Source organism: Kushneria aurantia DSM 21353, assembly GCF_000382245.1.
Taxonomy (GTDB): Bacteria; Pseudomonadota; Gammaproteobacteria; order Pseudomonadales; family Halomonadaceae; genus Kushneria; species Kushneria aurantia.
Genome location: NZ_KB907873.1, coordinates 78,544 through 101,589, shown reverse-complemented (window position 1 = coordinate 101,589; position 23,046 = coordinate 78,544). Strand labels below are relative to the sequence as shown.

Annotated in this window: 21 protein-coding genes; 12 read left to right on the top strand and 9 right to left on the bottom strand. The window is 63.4% G+C overall.

Annotation, left to right across the window (positions count from 1 at the left end):
- Positions 1-144: 144 nt before the first annotated feature.
- A complete protein-coding gene (locus H146_RS0110225; protein WP_019951780.1) occupies positions 145-1,638 on the bottom strand; it encodes a DUF2252 domain-containing protein in 1,494 nt (497 codons plus the stop codon).
- Between the two features lie 238 nt (positions 1,639-1,876).
- On the opposite strand from H146_RS0110225, the gene H146_RS0110220 reads away from it, so the two are divergent.
- Positions 1,877-2,110: a hypothetical protein gene (locus H146_RS0110220; RefSeq protein ID WP_019951779.1), complete on the top strand. Its 234-nt coding sequence runs from the start codon at positions 1,877-1,879 to the stop codon at positions 2,108-2,110.
- On the opposite strand, the gene H146_RS0110215 is transcribed toward H146_RS0110220, so the two are convergent.
- A complete protein-coding gene (locus H146_RS0110215; RefSeq protein ID WP_019951778.1) occupies positions 2,094-3,170 on the bottom strand; it encodes a 2,3-butanediol dehydrogenase in 1,077 nt (358 codons plus the stop codon). The genes H146_RS0110220 and H146_RS0110215 overlap by 17 nt on opposite strands.
- A gap of 249 nt (positions 3,171-3,419) precedes the next feature.
- On the opposite strand from H146_RS0110215, the gene H146_RS0110210 reads away from it, so the two are divergent.
- Together H146_RS0110210 and H146_RS0110205 are read left to right on the top strand one after the other, a co-directional pair.
- Positions 3,420-4,517: an aldo/keto reductase gene (locus tag H146_RS0110210; RefSeq protein ID WP_019951777.1), complete on the top strand. Its 1,098-nt coding sequence runs from the start codon at positions 3,420-3,422 to the stop codon at positions 4,515-4,517.
- A gap of 35 nt (positions 4,518-4,552) precedes the next feature.
- On the top strand, positions 4,553-5,176 hold the full coding sequence (locus H146_RS0110205; protein WP_051091000.1) for an isochorismatase family protein: 624 nt from the start codon (positions 4,553-4,555) through the stop codon (positions 5,174-5,176).
- On the opposite strand, the gene H146_RS0110200 is transcribed toward H146_RS0110205, so the two are convergent.
- A complete protein-coding gene (locus H146_RS0110200) occupies positions 5,163-6,425 on the bottom strand; it encodes an MFS transporter (RefSeq protein ID WP_245558727.1) in 1,263 nt (420 codons plus the stop codon). The genes H146_RS0110205 and H146_RS0110200 overlap by 14 nt on opposite strands.
- A 188-nt stretch (positions 6,426-6,613) precedes the next feature.
- Between H146_RS0110200 and H146_RS19055 the strand changes: the two genes are divergently transcribed.
- The gene (locus tag H146_RS19055; protein ID WP_019951774.1) at positions 6,614-7,456 is read left to right on the top strand and encodes an AbgT family transporter; all 843 of its coding nucleotides are present in this window, start codon (positions 6,614-6,616) and stop codon (positions 7,454-7,456) included.
- 30 nt (positions 7,457-7,486) lie between these two features.
- Here H146_RS19055 and H146_RS0110190 read toward each other — a convergent pair whose 3' ends face one another.
- Positions 7,487-8,413 carry a DMT family transporter gene (locus tag H146_RS0110190; RefSeq protein ID WP_156826775.1) on the bottom strand — a complete coding sequence of 309 codons (927 nt, stop codon included), beginning with the start codon at positions 8,411-8,413 and terminating at the stop codon, positions 7,487-7,489.
- Between the two features lie 139 nt (positions 8,414-8,552).
- Between H146_RS0110190 and H146_RS19050 the strand changes: the two genes are divergently transcribed.
- Positions 8,553-9,479, top strand: a complete 927-nt coding sequence (locus H146_RS19050) for a LysR family transcriptional regulator (protein ID WP_019951772.1) — start codon at positions 8,553-8,555, stop codon at positions 9,477-9,479.
- Positions 9,480-9,661: 182 nt separating this feature from the next.
- Positions 9,662-10,375 carry a ZinT family metal-binding protein gene (locus H146_RS0110180; protein WP_019951771.1) on the top strand — a complete coding sequence of 238 codons (714 nt, stop codon included), beginning with the start codon at positions 9,662-9,664 and terminating at the stop codon, positions 10,373-10,375.
- Between the two features lie 146 nt (positions 10,376-10,521).
- Here the strand turns inward: H146_RS0110180 and H146_RS0110175 are convergent, their stop codons facing one another.
- Positions 10,522-11,223 carry a YiaD family glycine zipper/OmpA-like lipoprotein gene (locus H146_RS0110175; RefSeq protein WP_026351903.1) on the bottom strand — a complete coding sequence of 234 codons (702 nt, stop codon included), beginning with the start codon at positions 11,221-11,223 and terminating at the stop codon, positions 10,522-10,524.
- A gap of 255 nt (positions 11,224-11,478) precedes the next feature.
- Between H146_RS0110175 and yghU the strand changes: the two genes are divergently transcribed.
- The 6 genes from yghU (at position 11,479) to pstB (ending at position 18,616) form a co-directional block, all read left to right on the top strand.
- Complete coding sequence (gene yghU, locus H146_RS0110170; RefSeq protein WP_019951769.1) at positions 11,479-12,348, top strand: glutathione-dependent disulfide-bond oxidoreductase; 870 nt, start codon at positions 11,479-11,481, stop codon at positions 12,346-12,348.
- A gap of 148 nt (positions 12,349-12,496) precedes the next feature.
- On the top strand, positions 12,497-13,891 hold the full coding sequence (hemG, locus tag H146_RS0110165) for a protoporphyrinogen oxidase (RefSeq protein ID WP_019951768.1): 1,395 nt from the start codon (positions 12,497-12,499) through the stop codon (positions 13,889-13,891).
- Positions 13,892-14,036: 145 nt separating this feature from the next.
- Positions 14,037-15,062 carry a substrate-binding domain-containing protein gene (locus tag H146_RS0110160; protein WP_019951767.1) on the top strand — a complete coding sequence of 342 codons (1,026 nt, stop codon included), beginning with the start codon at positions 14,037-14,039 and terminating at the stop codon, positions 15,060-15,062.
- A 78-nt stretch (positions 15,063-15,140) separates the two neighbouring features.
- The gene (gene pstC, locus H146_RS0110155) at positions 15,141-16,394 is read left to right on the top strand and encodes a phosphate ABC transporter permease subunit PstC (RefSeq protein ID WP_019951766.1); all 1,254 of its coding nucleotides are present in this window, start codon (positions 15,141-15,143) and stop codon (positions 16,392-16,394) included.
- A 12-nt stretch (positions 16,395-16,406) separates the two neighbouring features.
- Positions 16,407-17,573 carry a phosphate ABC transporter permease PstA gene (pstA, locus tag H146_RS0110150; RefSeq protein ID WP_019951765.1) on the top strand — a complete coding sequence of 389 codons (1,167 nt, stop codon included), beginning with the start codon at positions 16,407-16,409 and terminating at the stop codon, positions 17,571-17,573.
- Positions 17,574-17,830: 257 nt separating this feature from the next.
- Positions 17,831-18,616: a phosphate ABC transporter ATP-binding protein PstB gene (gene pstB, locus H146_RS0110145; protein ID WP_026351901.1), complete on the top strand. Its 786-nt coding sequence runs from the start codon at positions 17,831-17,833 to the stop codon at positions 18,614-18,616.
- Between the two features lie 100 nt (positions 18,617-18,716).
- Here the strand turns inward: pstB and cyoD are convergent, their stop codons facing one another.
- The 4 genes from cyoD to H146_RS19040 are packed head-to-tail and all read right to left on the bottom strand — an operon-like array spanning position 18,717 to position 22,832.
- Positions 18,717-19,064, bottom strand: coding sequence for a cytochrome o ubiquinol oxidase subunit IV (gene cyoD / locus H146_RS0110140; protein ID WP_019951763.1), 348 nt, complete (start codon positions 19,062-19,064; stop codon positions 18,717-18,719).
- The gene (locus tag H146_RS0110135; RefSeq protein WP_019951762.1) at positions 19,061-19,687 is read right to left on the bottom strand and encodes a cytochrome c oxidase subunit 3; all 627 of its coding nucleotides are present in this window, start codon (positions 19,685-19,687) and stop codon (positions 19,061-19,063) included. Before H146_RS0110135 ends, cyoD begins: the two co-directional genes overlap by 4 nt.
- Positions 19,684-21,786 carry a cbb3-type cytochrome c oxidase subunit I gene (locus tag H146_RS19045; RefSeq protein WP_019951761.1) on the bottom strand — a complete coding sequence of 701 codons (2,103 nt, stop codon included), beginning with the start codon at positions 21,784-21,786 and terminating at the stop codon, positions 19,684-19,686. Before H146_RS19045 ends, H146_RS0110135 begins: the two co-directional genes overlap by 4 nt.
- Positions 21,783-22,832, bottom strand: a complete 1,050-nt coding sequence (locus H146_RS19040; protein WP_156826774.1) for a cytochrome ubiquinol oxidase subunit II family protein — start codon at positions 22,830-22,832, stop codon at positions 21,783-21,785. The genes H146_RS19045 and H146_RS19040 overlap by 4 nt, the downstream gene beginning before the upstream one ends.
- Positions 22,833-23,046 lie beyond the last annotated feature (214 nt).

Below are 23,046 nucleotides of genomic sequence, written 5' to 3'. Positions count from 1 at the left end.
GTTATCGACACCCTGGGCTATTCCCTGCGTCAAGACGATGGCGGATTCTGGCAGACGTTAATAAATAGCGACTTAAGTTATGGCAGGCATGTCGTAACCTGCCGGGCTCGAGGCCAAACCCGGCAGTCATGAGTGTTTGTCGCTTCAACGATGCACGACATCCAGCTGCGTAAACGCCCCACGCGCATGGTCTTCACGAAACAGTGCGTGGTCCCGGCGCACGCGGTCGGCGGCCTCGATGGCGTATTCCACCATATCGGCGGTAAACAGCGCCTCGGGCTCAATGGCGTTGACGATTGCTGGCTCGATGTCGTAATCGAGGTTACCGGCCTCGTCCGACATGGCATGCACCCGCGCCAGCACCTGGCCACAGATACGGGCGTATTTTTTCCAATCGCTTTTGGACAGGTCGTCGAGGTCGATGCTGTCGCGAAAGGGCGCACGCTCGCGTGACAGGTAGCTGTGGCCCTCGAACTCGATGTGGCCATAAAAGACGTCGCCGCGGGTCAGATGTACCGCCTGGGCGTGGCTGACGCGCTCGGCGAGGGTATCCATGATGTAGGCGGAAGGGGGTACAAGGCCGGAGAGCGCCGAGCGCCGGGCCTGTTTGTATTCGATGATCAAATCGTCGCTGCCGTCGCGCAGCGGCCCTTCGATCAGCACGTAGTAGCGGTTGAGGCCCAGCGAGGCGGTGCCCTGGCCGCGCCGTATCGCCACGTCCTTCACGCGCATGCCCTTGGCGCGCCCGGGGACGTCGATGCCGTTTTCCTTCACCAGACGGTGAGTGATCTTCTGAAATTCGTCGCGACGCGAGGAGATCGGCACCAGTTTTTTGGTCGAGCGGAAACCGCTTTTGGTATCGTTGAGGTAGTCATCCATCAGCCACTCGTCGCGCTCTTCGTGGGCGTCCTCGAACAGCTTGCGGATCAGTTTCGGCGCGTTGTCGTAACGCATCTCCTCGTCCTGCTCGGTGCCTTCCTGCGCCAGGCGCTGCATATCCTCGATATAGCCCTTGACGAAGTGGCGCACGACCTTGATCTGCTGCTTGCGTTCGAGCTCGCCTTCGGTCTCCGCCGCGATCATGAAACCCACTGCGCCGCGCTTGATATCCCAGCTGAAGGGGGCGTAGTAGGCTTCGTCGAAGTCGTTGACCGAGAAGATGGGCACGTTATTGGCATTGGGCATGACGCCGAAATTTTCCGGATGGACGTCACCGAGCGCGAGCACGGTAGGCATCCAGCCGTCGTCGCCGGCCATGTCGCGGTAAAACAGCAGCGCCGTGCCGCGAAAGAAGGAGTACATCGAGTCCGACAGCTCGTTGAACTTGATCGCTGCACCTTCGGAGGATTCGGCGATGCGCGTTTCGTGATCCTCACGCAGGCACTGGCGCACGTGACGGCGGCGTTCATGGCCGGTGAGCACCCGTGGGCGAAGGATGAACTCGCCCGCCGCTACCGCTTCGGCCAGCCGGCGGAAGGTATCAAAACGCGAGGCCACGACCGGGCTGGCGTCGTCGTGAGTGTCGCGTTCGAGCGCTGCCGAAAGCGCCTCCTTGCTCATCGATGAACGCCCTTCGATGCCTCGCTGCCGGGCCTGCTCGTAGAGTGCCTTGCGCGTCGGTTCCGTTTGCCCGGTCATGCCCGTTCCTCGCTCTCTGGATTGCGTTTGCTATGATGCTCGCCGTTTTCACCTTTATATAGTAGTCAGGAAGAGGGGGCGATGCCGCTCTCGCCGGTGACGTTTCGGCAGCTTCCTGTGTCAACCGAGCGAGATCGAGCTGGCATCGCTTTCGGTAGGGCGCGATACCTACGATATTCATCCTGGTCGCTATCGGGTGGGCGATAGCCCTGCGGTCTGTCTGATAACGCCGGAGAGCGTGTCGGCCATTCCCGCGCTGTACCCGCGCTACGGTCCGTCAGCCTTCGAGACGTATATCCCGGCGCAACTGAAGGCACCACTCGGTCTGCTCAGGATCCGGGAATGGCTCGCCACCGCCCTGAAACGCCGTATCTGCATCCATTCGGAAGAGGTCGACTTCAGCCACCCGGCCGCTTCCGCCACGGCGTGGGTGATATCGCGCATGGTGACGCGCCTTAGCGTGCGGGGCTGACCATGATCTTGACCTGGCTTTTATCCGCCAGCAGGGCTTCGAAGCCCTTCTCGACCACGTCCTCCAGCGCGATGCGCTCGGTCACCAGGTCCTCGACGCGGAAGTAACCCTGCTGCATCAGCGCCAGCACCGCCGGATAGATATGGCGATAGGCGATAATGCCTTTCAGGGTGCGCTCCTGAATCACCAGATGGTTGGGGGGTATCGAGGCCTCTTTCTCCCAGATGCTGACGATCACGGTTTCGCCGCCCGGATGGGTGCAGTCGATCGCCTGATTGAGCACCGCGGGCAGGCCGGTGACTTCGAAAGCGAAGTCGGCGCCGCCCTCGGTCAGTGCCGTGATCTTCTCCACCACGTCGCCTTCGGTGGGGTCGAGCACCTCCGCGCCCAGATCGGCGGCGCGCTGTTTGCGTGCGGCGGAGACCTCGACGGCATAAATGTGTGAAGCGCCCGCTGCCTTGAGTGATTCGATCACCATCAGCCCGATAGGGCCGGCACCGAACACCACGGCGTTGTCGCCGGCCTTCAGCGAACTCTTGCGCACGGCGTGCAGGCCCACGGCGGCGGGCTCGACCAGGGCACCCTGCTCGTAGGAGAGGCCTTCCGGCAGCCGGTGCACCATGTGCTCGCCCACCACGGTGAATTCGGCGAAGCCGCCGCCGCCACCGGAGAGGCCGTGGAAACCGAGCTGGGGCGACAGGTTGTAGCGCTCCATGACATAGGCGCCATCCTTGTAGGGCGACAGAATCGGCTCGATCGCCACGCGATCGCCAACCTTGACCCGGGTGACCGCCTCGCCCACCTCGACCACTTCACCCGCGAACTCGTGCCCCATAATGATGGGGGCTTTCTCGCCGCTGATCGGGTGGGGTTGGGCCACCGGTATAAAGATCGGGCCGGCGGCATACTCGTGCAGATCGCTGCCGCAGATACCGCAAGCGGCGACACGCACCCTGACCTGGTGAGGGTCGTGGAGGGTGGGCACCTCGACTGTCTCGACACGGATATCACGGGCGGCGTACCAGCGGGCGGCCTGCATGCTGCGTGCATCGCTGTTCATCGCTTTTCCTCCTGGAGATAAACCTCTTTTCTGAATACACCAGCACACCGGGTGATACCAGTGACCCATGGTCGCAGTGACTCGAGCAGCGCCACAGGTAGAGGGGTGTGTATCACGATTCAGAAGGAAATCTCATGACTGCTATGCGCCCGTCACGCCTCGCCTTGACCGGGTGCGTCTTCTATAACAGAAAAACAGTTCGGCGCGCCGGCGCCGGGCAGGAATCGTTATCGTCAGGAGAAGCGAACAATGGAATATCGCATGCTGGGCCACTCCGGAATGGCCGTCTCGAAACTGGCTCTGGGCACCATGTACTTCGGCAATGAAACGCCGGAAAAGGAGGCTTTCGCCATTCTCGACCGCTTCGTCGAGGCGGGGGGCACGCTGATCGATACGGCGGATGTCTATGTCGATGGCGGTGCCGAAGAGGTGGTGGGCCGCTGGCTGGCCGACCGCCCGAAGGACATCACCGACCGCGTGGTGCTGGCGACCAAGGCGCGCTATCCCACCGGCGAGGAGGTCAACGCCCAGGGGCTGTCGCGTCGCCATCTGCACCGCGCGCTGGAGGCCTCCCTGAGGCGCCTGCAGGTCGACAGCGTCGATCTCTATCAGCTCCACGGCACCGATCCGCTGACCCCCATGGAAGAGACGCTCGGTTTTCTGGACGACGCCACTCGCGCCGGCAGAATTCACTATTTCGGGCTCTCCAACTTCAACGGCTGGGAGATCCAGCGCATGGTCTCGACTGCCCGTGAAATGGGCGTCAGGGCGCCGGTGTCACTGCAGCCGCAGTACAACCTGCTGTCGCGCGAGATCGAGTGGGAGATCGTACCGGCGTCGCGACACAACGGCATGGGCATTCTGCCCTGGTCGCCGTTGGCGGGCGGTCTGCTGAGTGGCAAGTACAAGCGTAACGACGCGCCGGATGCCAACACCCGCGCCGGTTCCGACAACCCCATGTGGCAGTGGACGATCGCCGAATTTGCCGGTACCGAGCGCGCCTGGCAGGTTATCGATGCGGTGCGCGACGCCGCCGGCAAGCTGGGCGCCACGCCTTCGCAGGTAGCGCTCAACTGGCTGATGAACCACCCCGGGGTGACCGCGCCGATCTGCGGCGTGCGCACTCTCGCCCATCTGGAAGACAATCTGGGTGCGGTAGCGCTGGATCTCGGCGAGGAGACCCATCAGCGGCTCGAAAAGCTGAGCCGTCCGGTGCCGGAAAAGAGCTACCCCTACGGCAACTTCGGCGAGGCGATGCGCACGCGCTTCGTCGATCGGGCCGAACATCCCGTGGGCGCGGTAGTGGGCGAGGGTGCCAATGCGCCGCTCGGTGGCGACAAAAAATAGCTGCCATGGGACGCCAGTGAGACAGGAGCCCGACAATGACGCAAGCCACAGATGACACGAGGGCTGCAGGGCCCGGTTCACGAGCGGCCGGTGCGGCCATAAAGCCTGCACAGGTACAGGTCGTGTTTGCCGACCTGCAGCCTGCGCTGGTCGGCAACAGCGTCACGCTTGCCCCCGAGGCGATGACCCGCTCGGCTGTCGGGCTGGCCGAGATCGCCTCCCTTCTCGATATGCCGATGTGGTTCAGTGTGGCCGCCCAGGCGGGCATGGACCCTACCATGGTTGAGGCGCTCGCGCCCTGGAGCCGCGACGGCAATATCCTGCATCGGGTCACTCCGGGGGCGCTGCAGGACGCCCCCACCCGTGAGGCGCTGGCGGGCGCCGAGCGGCCGGTGCTGGTGGTCTGCGGCTTCGCTGCCGAGGTGGTGGTGCTGCAGAGCGTACTGGACGCGCTCGCCGCCGGTTACCGCGTTTACCACGCGGTGGATGCCATCGGCGGGCTATCTGCGCGCAGCGAACAGGCGGCCTTTCGTGAGATGGAGGCCGCCGGCGCTACGCCCACGTCGGTTGTCAGCCTCGCGGCCCGGCTGGCGCCGGATTTCTCGCGCGCGCCAGGCACCGATGTGCTGGCGGTGATGATGTCGGTCATGAACGCTTAGGGGGCGAGGACAGGCGGCGGCGTCGCATCTCGCGCATGGCAATAGCGGCGGCTGCCAGACCTGCCGTCGCGGCAACGCCCATCGCCCAGCGCGGCCCGGCGTGATCGGCCACCGCGCCGACGATGGGGGCGCCGATCGGCGTGCCGCCCAGCGTGACGGCGATCCGCAGTGCCATTACGCGGCCGCGCATCTCCGCTGCGGTGGAGAGCTGCAGCGTGGCGTTGGAAGCGGTCATGAAGGTCAGTGCCGCCAGCCCGGTCAGCATCAGCGTCAGTGCAAAGGTGATCACGTTGGGCGCCAGTGCGGCCATGGTGCAGCACACGCCGAACGCCAGCGTCGACAGCAGCAGGAGCCGCATACGAGGCTGCTCGCGACGGGCGGCAAGCAGCGCGCCGCTGATCGAGCCAACGGCAAGGCAGGAGGTCAGAAAACCGTACTGCCCCGAGTCACCGCCGAACACGCTGACCGACATGGTCGAGATCAACACCGGGAAGTTGAAACCGAAGGTGCCGATCAGAAACAGCATCAGCATCAGCGCCGTCAGATCCGGACGGCCCAGCACGTAGCGAAAACCCTCCGTCAGGCCGCTACGCCCGCCTTTGGTGCGTGCCACCACCGTCAGATCGGCAACCCGCAGCAGCGCAAGCGCGCCCAGTACGGCGGCGAAGGTGGCGGCGTTGAGCACAAACACCCAGCCGCTGCCGACGGCCGCGATCAGTAGTCCTGCCACTGCCGGTCCCACCATGCGGGCGGCGTTGAAGGAGGTGGAGTTGAGCGCCACCGCGTTGGAGAGCAGTTTCTCGCCTACCAGATCGTTGACGAATACCTGGCGCGCCGGCGCGTCGAAGGCGTTGACACAGCCCAGCGCCAGCGCAAAGGCGTACACCTGCCACAGGGTAATCGCGCCGCTGAGGGTCAAAAGCCCCAGTCCCAGTGCCAAAAGCCCCTGCAGCGCCTGGGAGACCATGATCAACCGGCGACGATCGAAGTAGTCGGCGGCGAACCCTGTCAGCGGCAGCAGTATGAGCTGCGGGCCGAACTGAAGTGCCATGGTAATGCCCACCGCACTGGCGTTGTTGGCCGTCAGCACGGTCAGCACCAACCAGTCCTGAGCGATGCGCTGCATCCAGGTGCCGATATTGGACACCAGTCCGCCGAAGAACCACAGGCGGTAGTTGAAAACGCGCAGTGAACGAAAAAGATGCCGGTCAGCCATGGGGCGGGGCGCTGTCGGATGTTGCTCGGTCATGAAAGGAGGGTAGTCCGCTCGTAGGTCGCGGTGCGCCGAAAAGCAGCGCCTGTAACACAACATAGTATAGCGCCTTTGCGGTGTTACTCCCGCCCAATGTGGTGAGTGGCGACAGGGCAGCTTGCCACCCGATATTGAGCTGACCTTCAGCTTAACGGGACGTGGGTCGAGGGCGAGGGCTTCTCTACATGTCGAGTGTCGCGTCCGACGCCGGCTACGTGGTGCTGCCGCCGCTGGGGGCGATGATCTTTGCCGCTCTCGGGCGTCACCCCATCGCCGGTCTGGCGGCGGCCTTCGCCGGGGTATCGGCGGGCTTCAGCGCCAATCTGCTGCTCTCTGCCACCGATGTCATGCTGGGCGAGCTGACCATTCAGGCGGCGCGCACCATCGATCCGGACTACGCCGACTCGATCAACCTGGCGATGAACTACTACTTCATTATCGTCTCGACCTTCTTCCTCGCCGTCATTGGCACTCTGGTCAGCCAGTTTGTGGTCGAGCCGCGGCTGGGCAGATACGAAGGCGACTACAAGGGCGAGGAGTCCACGACCATCAGCGCTGACGAGAAGCGCGGCATGAAGTGGGCCGGCGTCGGCTTTCTGGTTACCCTGGCGCTGATGGCGCTGCTGATCGTACCGCCGGGAGCGCCACTGCGCGGCGAGGGCGGCGCCATTGTGCAGTCACCCTTCATGGACGCCCTGGCGGTCGTATTGCTGATTCTCTTTTTTGTGCCGGGGCTGGTTTACGGCATCGTCACCGGTGCGATCAAAAGCGATCGCGACGTGGCCAACGAGCTTTCCGAAACCATGGCCGGCATGGGGATGTTCATCATGCTCGCGTTTACTGCCGGGCAGTTCGTGGCGTGGTTTTCGCAGTCCAATCTGGGCACCTTCATGGCCGTCTACGGCGCCGATCTGCTGGAGGCCATCAGCCTTGGCGGCATTCCGCTGCTGATCCTTTTCGTGCTGATCGTCTGGATGCTGCTGGGGCTGCCGCTGGGGCCGGGTTCGCAGATCTACTACGGCGGCTGATGGCCCGCATTGGGCTGGCGGTGTTGCCGTTCAGGCTGCTTTTTCGCGACGCGCCAAAAGCACGCCCAGTGCAGCCACCGCCATGCCCAGCCAGCCCAGCGGCGGCATCGGCTCGTCGATCATCAGCCAGGCGAGCAGCGCCGCGGTGGGCGGGACCAAATAGAACAGCGCCGAGACCCGCGAGGCCGCGCCGCGGCGGATCATCGCCAGCAGCAGGGTGATCGCGATCAGCGAATTGCCGATCACCAGATAACCCAGCGAGGCGACCAGCTCCGGCGTCCACGACAGCCGGTACTGGCCGAAGGCGATAACCAGCGGCAGGGTGGTGATCAGCCCGGTGGCGTATTGAATGGCGTTGCTGGTCACCGGATGCAGCCGGGTGCCAAAGCGTTTCTCGTAGAGCGTCGCGGCGCTGATGCCCAGCAGGGCGCCCAGCGCACAGAGTAGTCCGGCCGTCGAGTCGCCGCCGGTCGATTCGCGTGCCACAATCACGATCGCGGCGCCCGCCAGTCCCAGCCCCAGACCCAGCCAGCGGTGCCCGCCGATGCGCTCATCGAGCAGCCGCGGCGCCAGCAGTGCCACCACAATCGGCTGTAGCGAAATAATCAGCGCCACCGTGCTCGCCGACGCGCCAATGGCGAAGCCGACATAGCAAAAGCCGAAGTAGAGCGTCTGGATCAGCACGCCCACCACCACCTGATGCCACCAGTCGATGCCCCGTGACGGCAGCGGCGGGCGTAGCCACAGCGCCAGCGGCGCCAGCACCATCAGCACCAGGCCAAAGCGCAGGGTCAGAAACAGCAGTGGGTCAACATCCTGAATGCCGATCCTGGCTACGGGAAAGCCCAGCGACCAGAGCAGCAAAAACAGCAGTGGTGCCCCTCGCATCCAGAGTGCGGCATCATGCTCCCCTGGGTCCTCGGGCGTCGAGACAGCAGGTGATGACTGTCGGCTCATGGCATATCTCCCGATGAAGCTTTGGCGGTGACAAAAGGATCGTCATCAATCGATAGAATGACTTGCATCAGTGTGAGCGCAAGCCGTAGGTTAAGTCTCGTTACTGCAGCAAAAAACAGATATCAGTCGAGCTAATACCATGACGCTGAATCAGCTCCGCCTTCTGGTTGCGCTGGCCGATACCGGCAGCCTGTCACATGCCGCTCGGCAGCTCGAGATGACCCAGTCGGGGGCCAGTCAGTCGCTCGCCGCGCTGGAGGCGCATCTGGGTGTACAGCTGGTTACGCGCCAGCGGCGCGGGGTCGTCATGACCCGACCGGGAGATGACGTGCTCGACGAGGCGCGGCGGATCATCGCCGGGCTGGCGTCGATTCACCGCATCACCGACGCGGCACGCGGCGTCGAGCATGGCCGCCTGCGGCTGGCGTGCCTGCCGTCGGTCTCCGCCAGGCTGTTACCGTCGCTTTTGAAAACCTTCGCCCGGCGCCATCCCGGTATTCAGGTGGTGTCGATCGAAGGCACCGATGACGAGGTTGCCGGCTGGCTGGCCGAGGGTCGAGTCGATATCGGCGTGGTGTGTGACGCCGGGCTACCGCCCGGCGGCGTGGCGCTATGCCGCGACGAGTGGGTCGCGGTGGTGCCCTCCAGCCACCGCTGGGTACGCCAGCGTCGCTCTGGCGTGGCGCTTTCGGCACTGGTGGCCGAGCCCTTTATTCTCGCCACCGGCGGTTGTTCGAGCAATGCGCGCAGCCTGGTCGAAGCGCAGGGGCTGGCGCTGCAGCATGTTCAGTTGGAAGTGCGCGACTGGGGTAGCGCCCTGACGCTGGTCGGCGAGGGGCTGGGGGTGGCGCTGGTGCCGGCGCTGCACCTGCCGCGGGAGCGTCGCGGCTGGCGGATGGTAGCGCTCGAGCAACCGCTCTATCGCCAGCTGGGGCTGGCGGTCGCCACAGGCAGCGAGGCCATTCCCGGCGTGCGGCTTTTGCTGGATACCGCGGCGATGCTGTTTGACGATGCCGTGGAGCAGACATCTGCCGGGCAAAAGGCCCTGCCGAACGACGACGGCTGACGCCCGATGTACGCCGTCGTTGAGCGTTGCTGCGCCGTGAGCGAAGAGGTATTTCGCGGGCCCGGCAGGACATGCCCGCATGGCTTGACTCTTTCTTAATGGCCTCTTTTTGCTAAAAAGTTATGTTATAACGTATTTTGTTCTCCGCACATTTACCCTCATTCAGGAACGGAGAATTGATCATGACCTTACCTTCAGCCCGCTCGCTGCTGGCCATTGCGCTATTGACGGCCTGGGGGGGCCAACTCGCCCAGGCGCAGGAGAGCGATCACGATCATGCTCATCAGCACGAGCACGAGCACGAGCACGAGCACGAGCACGAGCACGAGCACGAGCACGAGCACGGCCATGACCACGGCGAGGAGGCGATCTACAACGGCTATTTTGATGACGACCAGGTCGAGGACCGCTCGCTGTCCGACTGGGCGGGTGACTGGCAGTCCGTCTATCCCTATCTGCAGGAGGGTGCGCTCGATGAGGTGATGGCGCACAAGGCCGCTCATGGCGATATGACGCAGGCCGAATACAAAGCGTATTACCAGAAGGGCTATCGCACCGATGTCGAGCGCATCGTGATCCAGGGTAACGACGTCACCTTCTATCAGGGCGATACGTCTCATAGCGGCGAGTACCGCTACGACGGCTATCGGATCCTCACCTATGAGGCCGGCAATCGCGGGGTGCGCTACATCTTCGAACGAGAGGGGGGTGACGAACAGGCGCCGGGCTATATCCAGTTCAGCGACCACGCCATCTACCCGACCGATGCCGGTCACTTCCACCTTTACATGGGCGATGACCGTGCCGCACTGCTGGAAGAGGTGGGCAACTGGCCGACCTATTATCCCGCGTCGCTGAGCAAAGAGCAGATCGCTGAAGAGATGATGGCGCATTGAAAATACCAGCCCTTTCGTCAGCCAGTGACCGCCAATGACGACTGAACGGGCAGGGGTATCGCCGGATCATTCGGGAAAGGGTACTCGGTGAAAGGCAGGATAGACGGCGCGGCCATCAGGCCGCGCCGTGAGTTTACCGGTATGGATCAGCTCTGAACCGGCGTCAGGGTAATCTCGACGCGGCGGTTCTGGGCGCGGCCGCTTTCGGTGTCGTTGCTGGCTACCGGATTGGCTTCGCCGTAGCCCACCGCATTGATGCGACCGGCCTCGACGCCGCCCTGCTGCAGGTAGGTGCCGACGGCCTGGGCGCGGCGCTCGGAGAGGCGCTGGTTGTAGCTGTCGGAGCCGGTGCTGTCGGTATAGCCGGCCACGTTGATGCGCGTATCGGGGTAGTTGAGCAGCACGGCGTTGACCTGGTTGAGCGCCTGGCGTGCCGACAGTTGCAGTTCGCTGGAGTCGAAACCGAAGGTGACGCTGCTGGGCATGTTGAGTATCAGCTGGTCGCCCTGACGCTCGACGCCGATATCGGTGCCTTCCAGACGATTGCGCAGCTCGCGCTCCTGGGCGTCCATGTAGGCGCCGACCCCACCGCCGATAGCGCTGCCGGCAGCAGCACCGATCAGGGCGCGGTCGCGGCGGCTGGTGGCGCTGTCGCCGGTCAGCAGGCCGGCGGCGATACCCAGCGCCGCGCCGATGCCGGCGCCGGTGAGGGTGTTGTTGCGATCGCCGGAGGGCTGTTGGCCCTGTGGCCCCTGCTGTCCATAGCCGCCCCCGCCGGAGGCGCAGCCGGTAACACCCACTGCCAGTGCCAGCGGCATTGCCAGCCACAACGTCCTGTTGGTCTTCATGCGTTTCGACTCCTTTTCACTTTCCTGATGCGTCGGCGGCATCGAGACGCCGCCGCCTTCAGTGCGCATGATAGCGCTACTCTCGCGTTTCGTCCGCCCGCCGGATCGTACCGATCCTGAAGCCCGGGCGATATGGTGAGGTCAAACAGGTCGCAGTTATCGTCCGGATAGTTCGAACAAGTATCGTTAACCGGCTATCTTTTCTCTCGATATGGCGCAATAGCGCCGAAACCGAAGATTTAAAGGAGTGATGAGATGAGTAACGAAGGCTATACGCTGCCGAAAGTCTGGGAGCCGAAGGAGAGCGGCGGCAAGTTTGCCAGCATCAACCGTCCGGAGGCGGGGCCGCGGCATGAGAAGGCGCTGCCGGTCGGCAGGCACCCGTTTCAGCTCTATTCGCTGGCCACCCCCAACGGTGTCAAGGCCGGGGTGATGTTCGAGGAGCTTCTGGCGCTGGGCCATGAGGGGGCTGAATACGATGCCTGGCTGATCAACATCGGCGAGGGCGATCAGTTCGGCAGCGGCTTTGTCGAGGTCAATCCCAACTCCAAAATCCCGGCCATGATGGACCACAGCACGCAGCCGCCGACACGGGTATTCGAGTCGGGCTCGATCCTGCTCTATCTGGCGGAGAAGTTCGGTGAGTTTCTCCCCGCCGATCATGGCGCGCGTACCGAAGCCCTCAACTGGCTGTTCTGGCAGATGGGCAGCGCGCCCTTCGTGGGCGGCGGCTTCGGCCATTTCTACAACTATGCGCCGGTCAGCATCGAGTACGCCATCGACCGCTACACCATGGAGACCAAGCGTCAGCTCGACGTGCTTGACCGCCAGCTGGCGCAGCGTCGCTACCTGGCCGGCGATGACTACAGTATCGCCGATATCGCCAATTGGGCCTGGTACGGTCAGCTGGTGCTGGGGCGGCTCTACGACGCGGCCGAGTTTCTGCAGGTGCACACCTACCAGAATGTGCTGCGCTGGGCCAACGAGATCGATGCTCGCCCGGCAGTGCAGCGTGGCCGCATGGTCAACCGCACCTTCGGTGACCCCGCAACGCAGCTTCACGAGCGCCACGACGCCAGCGACTTCGAGCTGAAAACGCAGGATAAAATCGGCGACAAAAACTGATTTCGGCGAAAAACACCACATCAGAGGCCCGGCTTTATGTCGGGCCTTTTGCCGTCATGATGGCGTCGATATGACGCGGCCGGTATATCGCCTGCGTGGCGTGGTGGCCGTTATGGTAGGGGTATAACGCGGCGCGGAGAGCGGCGAGATGAGCGAGGAGAGGGCAGAGGTGAAACAGTGCGATGTGGTGGTGGTCGGCGCGGGTGCCAGTGGCCTGGCGGCGGCCCGCAGCGCGGCGCGGGGCGGCCTTGCAGTGACGCTTGTGGAGCGCGGTGCGCAGGTGGGTGGCAACCTGGCCACCCTGCGCGATGGCGAGTGGCAAAGCGAGATCGGCCCCAACACCCTGATCATGAAGCCGCCGCTGTATCGGCTTTTACAGGAGACCGGGCTGCTCGATGAGGCACAGACCGCCCGCCCGCAGGCGCGCAAGCGTTATGTTGTGCTCGACGGTCAGCCGGTGGCGCTGCCTACCCATCCACTGCGCGCCTTCGGCAATCCGCTGATAGGCCGTTCCGGCTGGGCGGGCATTGTGCGTGAGCCGCTGGTGAAGCGAACAGGGCGTGAAGAGAGTCTGGCGGCCTTTGTCGAGCGGCGGCTGGGGCGGCGGGTGCTGGATTACATGGTCGACCCCTTCGTGTCGGGGGTCTATGCCGGTGACCCGCAGCGTCTCTCGGCGCAGGCGGCGATGCCGCGACTGACAGCGCTGGAGCGTGATTATGGCTCGCTCTTGCGCGGCGGCCTGGCGCGTTTTTTTCAATCGCGTCGCCAGCCGTCCGAACTGCCCGCCGAGTGGCACGGCAAACTGGTCGGTTTCCCCGACGGCATGCAGCGCCTTGCCGCCCGATTGGGCGAGGAGATCAGCGAGGCGGGCGGAGAAATCCGCTGCGGCTGTGAGGTGACGGCGATACGTCGCGATGGCGAGCAGTGGTGGGTGGACGGCGCCGATGGACAGCGCTGGTGTGCGCCGCAGCTGGTGCTGGCAGTGTCGGCGCCGGTTGCCGCGGCGCTGCTGAAACCGCTGGATGAGGCGCTCGCCGCGCCGCTGGAGGCGATCGTTTACCCGCCGGTCAACGCCGTGGCGCTGGGCTTTCGGCGCGACGATGTCGCCCACGCTCTTGATGGCTTCGGCGTACTGATACCCAGCGTCGAAAAGCGTCTCACCCTGGGGGCGCTGTTCTCGTCATCCATCTTCGACGGCCGTGCGCCGCAGGGGCACTGCCTGATCAACGCCTTTATCGGTGGCCGGCGCCAGCCGGAAGCCGCTGCCGGCAGTGACGACGAGCAGGTCGCACAGGTGCTCGCCGACCTGGGTGATCTGCTGGGCCTTCAGGGTGAACCGGTGTGGCAGCGGGTCAATCGCTGGCCGCAGGCCATACCGCAGTATGAAATGGGGCATCTACAGCGTATCGCTGCACTGGATGAGGCGCTGGCGCAGCACTCCGGTCTATCGATGGTGGGCAACTGGCGCGACGGTATTGCGGTGGGCGACTGCCTCGACAACGGTCGTCGACTCGGCGAGCGACTATCCGAGCCCAAAGCTTAATTTTAATTTAAATTTAGCGCGATGGTGTCATATTTCACCCACTGTAATAAAACTGATTTATCTCCAGGGCAGAGTGTTAATCCGAGTCTCGCGGAAAGACCACTTTGCCCTCCTTTGGGGGCTGCTATAAGCAGGGAGAAGATTGATGAAAAAGACGATTGGCACAGCCGCTGTTCTCGCTTCCGCTGTTATGGCGAGCAGCGCCGTTCAGGCCTCCAGCAACAGTTCACAGCTGCGTATCGTGGGCTCCAGCACGGTCTATCCGTTCGCAAGCTATGTTGTCGAAGAGTTTGCCGCGACCACGCAGTACCCCACGCCGGTGCTCGAGTCCACCGGGTCAGGTGGCGGCATCAAGCTGTTCTGTGCCGGCACCGGCATGGATACGCCCAGCATCACCAACGCCTCGCGCCGCATGAAGGTCGAGGAGTTCGAGCGTTGCCAGTCCAACGGTGTCAATGAGATCACCGAAGCGACCATCGGCTACGACGGTATCGTCTTTGCCGAGAGCAGCGTCAACGAGCCGATCAATCTGACTCGCGAGCAGCTGTTCCTGGCGCTGGCCGCCCAGGTGCCGCAAGACGGTGAACTGGTCGCCAACCCCTATCAGAGCTGGAGCGACATCGACAGCTCGCTGCCGGATCGCGAGATCGAGGTCTACGGTCCGCCGACCACTTCCGGTACCCGTGACGCCTTCGAGGAGCTGGTGATGGCCGCCGCTTCCGAAGAGATGTCGGCGTACGGCGGTGAGTACACCGATATCCGCAGCGACGGCCCCTACATCGATGCCGGCGAGAACGACAACCTGATCGTGCAGCGCCTGCAGGAGAACCAGAACGCCTTCGGTATCTTCGGCTACTCCTTCCTCGAGGAGAACCCGAACGCGCTGACTGCCGCCACTATCAACGGCGAGGCGCCGACTCCCGAGGCGATCAGCTCCGGCGACTATCCGGTCTCGCGTTCGCTGTTTTTCTACGTCAAGGATGCCCACGTCGACAGCGTCGATGCTCTGCGTCCCTACGTCGAGCTGTTCATGAGCGACCAGATGATCGCGCCCAACGGCTATCTCTCCACCATCGGCCTGATTCCGCTGCCGGAGAGCCTGCGCCAGCAGGAGCGCGAGGAAGTGACCAGCTTCACCCCGATCGAGCTGTCGGATCTGCAGGAAGGTTGATCCGCAGCGCCGATGCGGTGATTCGGGAGGCCGCCCAGGCGGCCTCCCTTGTTCGTTTACTACCACCCGAGAACGGTCATGCTTGACTACCTGCTTCCCGCTTTCATCGTGCTGATGGCCGGTCTGGGCACCATTGCCTTCTGGATGGGCCGTCAGCGCGCCGCGCGCGTGCGCGCCGAGGGTACCGCCATGCGCTCCCAGCCCGGTCAATACGGCTGGTTCATGAGCCTGGCGAGTGTCGGTGCCGCCACCGCGATCATCTTTCTGTGCTGGCTGGCACTGCTGATTACGGGCTCGCCGGTACCGCTTTATTCGCTCTATTTCATCGGCCTTGCCGTGGCGCTGCTGGGCATGGGCCTGGCGCTGCGCTATGTGCGCCCCGATTTTCACGCTCGCAGCGCCATCGAGGGCGTGATCCGCTTCATGCTGGCGGGCGCGGCGCTGATTTCGATCCTCACCACCCTGGGTATCCTCGTTTCGGTCATCAGTGAGGCGATCCGCTTTTTCAGCATGTACAGCTTCTGGGACTTCATTACCGGTACCCAGTGGAACCCCGGCGCCAGCTTTCTTGAGGCTGCCGGGCGTTCCTCGTCGGCCTCCAGTCAGGCGCAGTTCGGCTCCCTGCCGCTGTTTGCCGGCACCTTCATGATCACCCTGATCGCCATGCTGGTAGCCATCCCGGTCGGTCTTGGCTCGGCGATCTATATGGTGGAGTTTGCACCGCGCGGCGTGCGCCAGGCGTTCAAGCCGGTACTGGAGATTCTGGCCGGTATTCCCACCGTGGTGTACGGCTTTTTCGCCGCGATTACCGTATCGCCGCTCATTGTCGATATCGCCGGCTTTTTCGGTCTCGAGGCGTCCTACACCAACGCCCTGTCGCCCGGCATCGTGATGGGCATCATGATCATTCCGTTTATCTCCTCGCTGTCCGACGATGTGTTGCACTCGGTGCCCAATTCGCTGCGCCAGGGGGCGCTGGCGCTGGGCATTACCAAGGGTGAGATGATTCGCAATGTGGTGCTGCCGAGCGCCACCCCGGGGATCATTTCGGCGTCGCTGCTGGCGGTGTCGCGAGCGCTGGGCGAAACCATGATCGTGGTCATGGCGGCGGGCATGAGCCCCAACCTGACCGCCAACCCGCTGGAGACCATGACCACGGTGACGGTGAGCATCGTGTCGTCGCTGACCGGTGACCTGTCGTTCGGCAGCGCCCATACGCTCTCCGCCTTTGCACTGGGGCTGGTGCTGTTCGCGGTCACACTGCTGCTCAACCTGGTGTCGGTTTTCATGATCAATCACTTCCGCGAGAAGTATCGTCTCAACACCATTTGACCGGGGATTCCCATGGCACAGTCCTTCGATGACATTACGAAGCAACTGGGTAAGCGCCATCGGCGTACCCGGCGTCTCAAGCTGACCTGCATGGCCGCGATGGTCCTGTCGGCCGTCTTTCTGGTGGTCTTTCTGGGCGATATGGTCAATCGCGGCTGGAGCGCCTTTCAGCAGGGCCGGATGCAGATCGAGGTGAGCTATACCGAGCAGTCGCAGCAGATGCCGCTGACGGCGGTGGATGAGCAGTATCGCCAGTTGGTGAGCCGCGGCTTCTTCCGCCAGATTCCACAGCGCATGGAGGCCGACCCGGAGCTTTTGGGCACCACGCGGACGCAGTGGGTGATCGCCCGGAGCAGCGTCGATCAGTATCTCAAGGGGCGCGAGAACTCGCTTTCCGAGCAGCAGCGTCAGTTGATCGACCGGATGGTCGAGCAGGGCAATGCCAAGCTGGCCTTCAATACCACCTTTTTCACCACCGGCGACTCGCGCATGGCGGAACTGGCCGGCATTCTCTCCGCCGCGCTGGGGACACTGCTGACCATCATCGTCACCATGGCGATCTGCTTCCCGATCGGCGTGATGACGGCGGTCTATCTGGAGGAGTTCGCGCCGGACAACCGCTTCACGCGGCTGATCGAGGTCAATATCAATAACCTTGCCGCGGTGCCGTCGATTCTGTTCGGCCTGCTGGGGCTGGCGATTTTTATCAGCTTTTTCGGCGTGCCGCGCTCATCGCCGCTGGTGGGCGGCCTGACGCTGTCGCTGATGACACTGCCGATGATCATTATCTCCACCCGCGCTGCGCTGCGCTCGGTGCCGGACAGTATCCGCCATGCCGCCTTCGGCGTTGGCTGCACCCGCTGGCAGGTGGTCAGCGACCACGTGCTGCCGGTGTCGATTCCCGGTATTCTGACCGGGTCGATTATCGGCCTCGCCCAGGCGATGGGGGAAACGGCGCCGCTGATTATCGTCGGTATGGTGGCCTTCATGCCCGACCCGAGCTTTTCGCTGACCCAGGCAGCCACCGTACTGCCGGCGCAGGTTTATAGCTGGGCGAGCCTGCCCAATCAGGCGTTTCAGGAAAAAACGGCGGGTGGCATTCTGGTGCTGCTGGCTGTACTGATTACGCTGAACGCTGCCGCGGTGCTGCTGCGCAACCGCTTTGAACGACGCTGGTAGGCGCATCGTCCGTGATTACGCACTCGTCCAGGAGTTCCACGATGAAACAGCCGAATACAATGAGCCGCCAGGCGGACGCGATCAGCCCCGGCACTGTCGAAGATAGCGAGCACGATGCCATGTACAAGCAGGAACACAGCGATAGGGAAGGCGTTACCAACACCGGCGAATCGCCGGTACGTCCCGATGAAGCCGGCAGCCAGGGCGCGACAGACAGCAACAAGCCGGAGCGCCAGCAGCCGTCCAACGGCGAACCGGTGACCCGCAACACCAAGGTTGACCACGACAGTATCAGCCTGTCGGCCAGCGATCTGAATCTCTGGTACGGCGATCATCAGGCGCTCAAGTCGCTGAGCATGAAGGTCTACGCCAATACCGTGACCGCCCTGATCGGCCCCTCCGGCTGCGGCAAGTCGACCTTCCTGCGCTGTCTCAACCGCATGAACGACCTGATCCCCAGTGCTCGGGTCGAGGGCAACATCGAAATGGACGGGCGTAACGTCAACTCGAAGGATATGGACGTGGTGGCGCTGCGCCGCCGGGTCGGGATGGTGTTTCAAAACCCCAACCCCTTTCCCAAGTCGATCTTCGAAAACGTCGCCTATGCACCGCGCATGCACGACATCGTCGGTGGCCGCGCCGAGCAGGAGGAGCTGGTCGAGAAGGCGCTGCGCGACGCCGGCCTGTGGGACGAGGTCAAGGACAAGCTGCACCAGCCCGGTACCTCGCTCTCCGGCGGTCAGCAGCAGCGTTTGTGTATCGCCCGCGCGGTGGCGCTGCGTCCCGACGTGATTTTGATGGATGAGCCGACCTCGGCGCTCGACCCCATCTCTACCGCCACCATCGAGGATCTGATGGTGCGCCTGCGCGAGGAGTTCACCATCGTGGTGGTGACCCACAACATGCAGCAGGCGGCGCGTGTGGCGGACTATACGTCGTTTTTCCACCTTGGCGAGATCATCGAGTACAACGACACCACCACGCTGTTCGAGAAGCCGGCGACGCGCAAGGCGGAAGATTACATCACCGGCCGCTACGGCTGAGCCGTCGCTGTCACGGCAACGCAAGGGGCCCGAATCGTGGCGGTTCGGGCCCCTTTTGGTTACGCCACCATGGCGGCGCGATGAGGCGCCGGTGGCGGCGCTACGGCATCATGTTCGGCATCATACGCTGGTAGAGGTCGAACAGAATCCACAGCGTGCCGCCGCACAGCAGGGTCAGGATCAGTACGGTGAAAAGGATCAGCTGCAGGTCCTCGCGCTTGTTGCGCGCCAGGGTGATGTGCAGGAAAAAGCGCAGATGCACCACGATCTGCACCAGCGCGCAGGCGCCGATGATCCACCACAGCGTCAGGTGAGCCATGTCGGTAAACGCCGCCAGACCGAAGGGCAGCAGCGTCAGCAGCAGCGATAGTCCCAGACCCCACAGGTAGCTGCGCTGCTCGCGGCCCAGCTCCTGGCGCTCCTCCTGCGACAGTTGACGATAGCTCATGCCGCGCCTCCCAGATAGACCAGCGAGAAGATGCCGATCCAGACGATGTCGAGAAAGTGCCACAGAATGGCCAGCCGCAGCAGGCCGTTTTTGACCTGGCTGTCTATCCCGTAGACGGCGATCTGAAACAGTATGGCGATCAGCCACAGGCTGGCGAAGGTGACGTGCAGTCCGTGCAGTGGCACCAGTGAAAAGAACGACGACAAATAGCCGCTGCGCGACGGGACATAGCCCGCGTGAAACATCGACACAAATTCGTGCAGTTCGTGGCCGACGAAGGCGAGGCCCAACACCAGGGTGACCAGCAGCCACCCCACCAGGTGTCGGCGTCCCTGGCGGTACTTGAGCGCCAGCGAGGCCATGCCGAAGGTGAAACTGCTGGCCAGCAGCAGCATGGTCTCGGTGAAGGCGGGGCGGATATCGAGCACGTCGTGGGGTGTCGGGCCGCCGGCGGTGGCACCCAGCATGGTCACATAGGTGGCGAACAGCATGCCGAAAATGATGAGGTCGCTCATCATGAAGACCCAGAAGCCGAAAACCAGCTCCTCGCGCACATCGGTGGCGTCGTCGTCGTGGGCCGGCCCCAGGTTGAGGCCGGGATGGCGCGTTATGGTGCGGCTCACTGTACGGCTCCTTCTACCGGAGGGACGGCGCGGCCGCGGTTGGCGCCGCTCTGCTCCTGCGAGCGGCGAATCGGCGTGGTCGCCTCGACCTCGCGCAGCCAGTATTCATGGGTGCGTCGCACCTCGTCGGCGCTGATGACGTAGTGGGTGGTGCGCACGAAGCCGCGGGCGATGGCGGCGCCGATCATCACTACCGCGGAGAGCACCACCAGCCACCACATATACCAGGTGAGGGCGAAGGCGGCAGCAAAGCCGGCGGCGCCGATGATTACGCCCATGGCGCTGTTGGCCGGCATGACGATATCCTGGTACTGCGTCGGTGCCTGAAAGGGGGTGCCGCCATCCTTTTCCAGCATGAAGGCATCACGGCCGTATATCTCGGGGATCACCGGGAAGTTGTACTCCGGCGGCGGTGCCGAGGTGGCCCATTCGAGGCTGCGGCCGTCCCAGGGGTCGCCGGCGAACACGCGGTTATGATCGCGATCGCGCACGCTCACCCAGAGTTGCAGCAGCAGGCACGCCAGGGCGGCAAGCGCCACCAGCGCGCCGATACCGGCGATCACCGTCCACGGCAGATAGGCCGGATTGGTGAAGGAGACCGAACGGCGTGGCATCCCCATCATGCCCAGCACGTAGAGTGGGAAGAAAGCGAGCATGAAGCCGAGGATCCACAGCCAGGCGGCGCGCCGCCCCCAGCGCTCCTCGAGGCGAAAACCGAACGCTTTGGGGAACCAGTAGTTGACCGCCGCCAGCATGCCGAACAGCACGCCCGGAATCAGCATGTTGTGGAAGTGGGCGACCAGAAACAGCGAGTTGTGCACCTGATAGTCGACGCTCGGCGTGGCCAGAATTACCCCCGACATGCCCCCCAGAACAAACAGCAGAATAAAGCCCACGGCGTAGATCATCGGCACCGACATCCGCACCCGGCCGCGGTACATGGTCAGCATCCAGTCATAGACCTTCACACCGGTGGGAATACCGATCAGCATGGTGGCGATACCGAAGGCGGCATTGACGTTGGCGCTCTGTCCCATGGTGAAAAAGTGGTGCAGCCACACGGTGAACGACAGTACAGCGATGCAGATGGTCGCCATGACCAGCACCGTATAGCCGTAGAGGCGCTTGCCGGAGAAGGTCGCGAACACCTCGGAGAAGACGCCGAAGGCGGGCAGGATCAGGATATAGACCTCGGGGTGGCCGAAGGCCCAGAACAGGTTGACGTAGTTCATCATGTTGCCACCCAGGTCGGTGGTGAACATGTGGAAATCGAGATAGCGATCAAGCGCCAGCAGGCCGGTTGCCACGGTCAGCGGCGGCATGCCGAAGATCATCAGAATGGCAGTGCACAGCGCCGTCCAGGTGAACAGCGGCATGCGAAACAGCGTCATCCCGGGGGCGCGCTTTTTATAGATGGTAACGGCGAAGTTGATGCCGCTGAGGGTGGAGGAGAAGGTCGAGAGCGACACCGCCCAGATCCAGTAGTCCACCCCTGCGCCGGGGTTGTAGCTCAGCTCGGTGAAGGGCGCATAGCCGGTCCAGCCGCCGGTCGAAAAGGGCTCCAGCACCAGCGACACCATCACCAGCGCCGCGCCGGCGGCGGTCAGCCCCAGACTGACCAGGTTGAGCACCGGGAAGGAGAGGTCGCGGGCACCGATCTGCAGCGGCATGACATAGTTGATCACGCCGGTCAGAAAGGGCATGCCCATGAAAAACACCATGATGGTGCCATGGGTAGTGAACAGCTGACCGAAGTGTTCGGCGGTCAGAAAACCGCCGTTCAGCCCGACCGCCTGCTGGGCGCGCATGAATACCGCCTCGACAATGGCACGGGCCAGCATCACCAGCGCGATGACGATGAACATGATACCGATGCGCTTGTGGTCGGGGCTGGTCAGCCATTCGCGCCATAGATAGCCCCATTTGCCCAGCCAACTGACGCCGGCCACTACGACCAGCGCACCGAGCACCACCATCAGGCCGGCGCCGCTGGCGATCAGATCATTGATGACGCTTTTGAAGGTGGGGTTTTGCAGCATGTGCCAGAACGGCAGCGCGTCCCATCCAAGGCGACCGAACAGTATCTCGGTAACGGTCATGAGGCAGACTCCCCCTGTGTTGTGATTGTCGTACTGGCGGCCGAGGCAGAGGGATTCGAAGTTTCTCCGCCGGTATCGTGGGGCGTCGCCGGCGCCGAAGTGGCGCTGCCGCCGGTGGTGGGCGATAGTTCGCTCCAGTCAAGCGGGGCGTCGCGCATGATGGCGTCGAACAGGCCATCGGGTACCGCGGAGAAACGCACCAGTGGGTCGTCGGGGAGGGTAACGCTTTCGCCCAGCGCCTTCGCCGCTTCGAGCGTACTGCCCTTGCGCGCCAGGATCCGGTAGTTGTGCTGGTCGAGCGGTATGCCTTCGTGGCGGGTATCGGCGACGAAACGGGCGAAGTCCTGCGCGTTGACCGCCCGCGCGGTAAAGCGCTGCTCGTGGAAGCCGTCGCCGTTGTACTGCATGTTGCGCCCCTCGAACTCGCCTTCGCGGTCGGCCAGCAGATGCAGTGTCGTCTGCATGCGGTTCATGACATCGATCTGGCTGCCCAGCGCCGGGATGAAAAAGGTCTGCAGTACGGTCGCCGAGGTAAGATCGAAAGCGACCGGGCGACCCACCGGCACAATCAGCTGGCCCAGGGTGGCGATATGCTGCTCGGGATAGATGAAAAGCCACTTCCAGTCGTAGCCCACCACCTGAATCTCCAGCGGCGGCTGATCGGAGTGTAGCGGCCGATAGGGGTCGAGCTGGTGGGTCTGGCGCCATAGCACTACCGACAGGATGACGACTATGAGGATCGGGATGCCCCAGATGAGGATATCCAGCCAGAGGGTCAGTTCCCATTTGGGACGATAGGCCGCTCGGCTTGTGCCGTAGCGGTAGCGCCACAGGATCAGCGGCGTCAGAACCAACACCGGTAAAATGACAATAGCCAGCATCGCCACCACAAACCAGAAGTGGCCAAGCTGGGCGCGAGCGATCGGACCCTGCGGATCGAGAAAGCCGGGTGCGCTGCTGCATCCGCTCAGGGTGGCCGGCAGCAGGCAGGCCCCCAATGCGGAAAGCGCCGGGAAATGTTTTTGCTGTTGTGACACTGCTGTCATCTCTCCGCTCTATTGGCGCGGTGAATGCGCAAGGTTGCTTCGGGCGCGCTGGCTCGAAGTGCAGTCTTAATTTTTTCTGAAGATAACAGAAAGTGTACAGACTGCCAGTGTCATTTTTATTTTTGACCTGTCGCCCGGGTGGCGCGGGATGTCACAGGGTGATGATGGGCAGACGTTGCGGGGCGAGCGGGCGTGGTTGCTGGCGGAGCGCCGG

Coding starts and splice junctions, on each gene's coding strand:
- H146_RS19040 (WP_156826774.1), bottom strand. CDS start 22,832: ATGACAGCAGTGTCACAACAGCAAAAACATTTCCCGGCGCTTTCCGCA.
- H146_RS0110190 (WP_156826775.1), bottom strand. CDS start 8,413: ATGAGCCGACAGTCATCACCTGCTGTCTCGACGCCCGAGGACCCAGGG.
- H146_RS19055 (WP_019951774.1), top strand. CDS start 6,614: ATGTCGAGTGTCGCGTCCGACGCCGGCTACGTGGTGCTGCCGCCGCTG.
- H146_RS0110205 (WP_051091000.1), top strand. CDS start 4,553: ATGACGCAAGCCACAGATGACACGAGGGCTGCAGGGCCCGGTTCACGA.
- H146_RS19050 (WP_019951772.1), top strand. CDS start 8,553: ATGACGCTGAATCAGCTCCGCCTTCTGGTTGCGCTGGCCGATACCGGC.
- H146_RS0110215 (WP_019951778.1), bottom strand. CDS start 3,170: ATGAACAGCGATGCACGCAGCATGCAGGCCGCCCGCTGGTACGCCGCC.
- hemG (WP_019951768.1), top strand. CDS start 12,497: ATGAGCGAGGAGAGGGCAGAGGTGAAACAGTGCGATGTGGTGGTGGTC.
- pstA (WP_019951765.1), top strand. CDS start 16,407: ATGGCACAGTCCTTCGATGACATTACGAAGCAACTGGGTAAGCGCCAT.
- yghU (WP_019951769.1), top strand. CDS start 11,479: ATGAGTAACGAAGGCTATACGCTGCCGAAAGTCTGGGAGCCGAAGGAG.
- H146_RS0110200 (WP_245558727.1), bottom strand. CDS start 6,425: ATGACCGAGCAACATCCGACAGCGCCCCGCCCCATGGCTGACCGGCAT.
- H146_RS0110160 (WP_019951767.1), top strand. CDS start 14,037: ATGAAAAAGACGATTGGCACAGCCGCTGTTCTCGCTTCCGCTGTTATG.
- H146_RS0110175 (WP_026351903.1), bottom strand. CDS start 11,223: ATGAAGACCAACAGGACGTTGTGGCTGGCAATGCCGCTGGCACTGGCA.
- H146_RS0110180 (WP_019951771.1), top strand. CDS start 9,662: ATGACCTTACCTTCAGCCCGCTCGCTGCTGGCCATTGCGCTATTGACG.
- cyoD (WP_019951763.1), bottom strand. CDS start 19,064: ATGAGCTATCGTCAACTGTCGCAGGAGGAGCGCCAGGAGCTGGGCCGC.
- H146_RS19045 (WP_019951761.1), bottom strand. CDS start 21,786: ATGACCGTTACCGAGATACTGTTCGGTCGCCTTGGATGGGACGCGCTG.
- H146_RS0110225 (WP_019951780.1), bottom strand. CDS start 1,638: ATGACCGGGCAAACGGAACCGACGCGCAAGGCACTCTACGAGCAGGCC.
- H146_RS0110210 (WP_019951777.1), top strand. CDS start 3,420: ATGGAATATCGCATGCTGGGCCACTCCGGAATGGCCGTCTCGAAACTG.
- pstC (WP_019951766.1), top strand. CDS start 15,141: ATGCTTGACTACCTGCTTCCCGCTTTCATCGTGCTGATGGCCGGTCTG.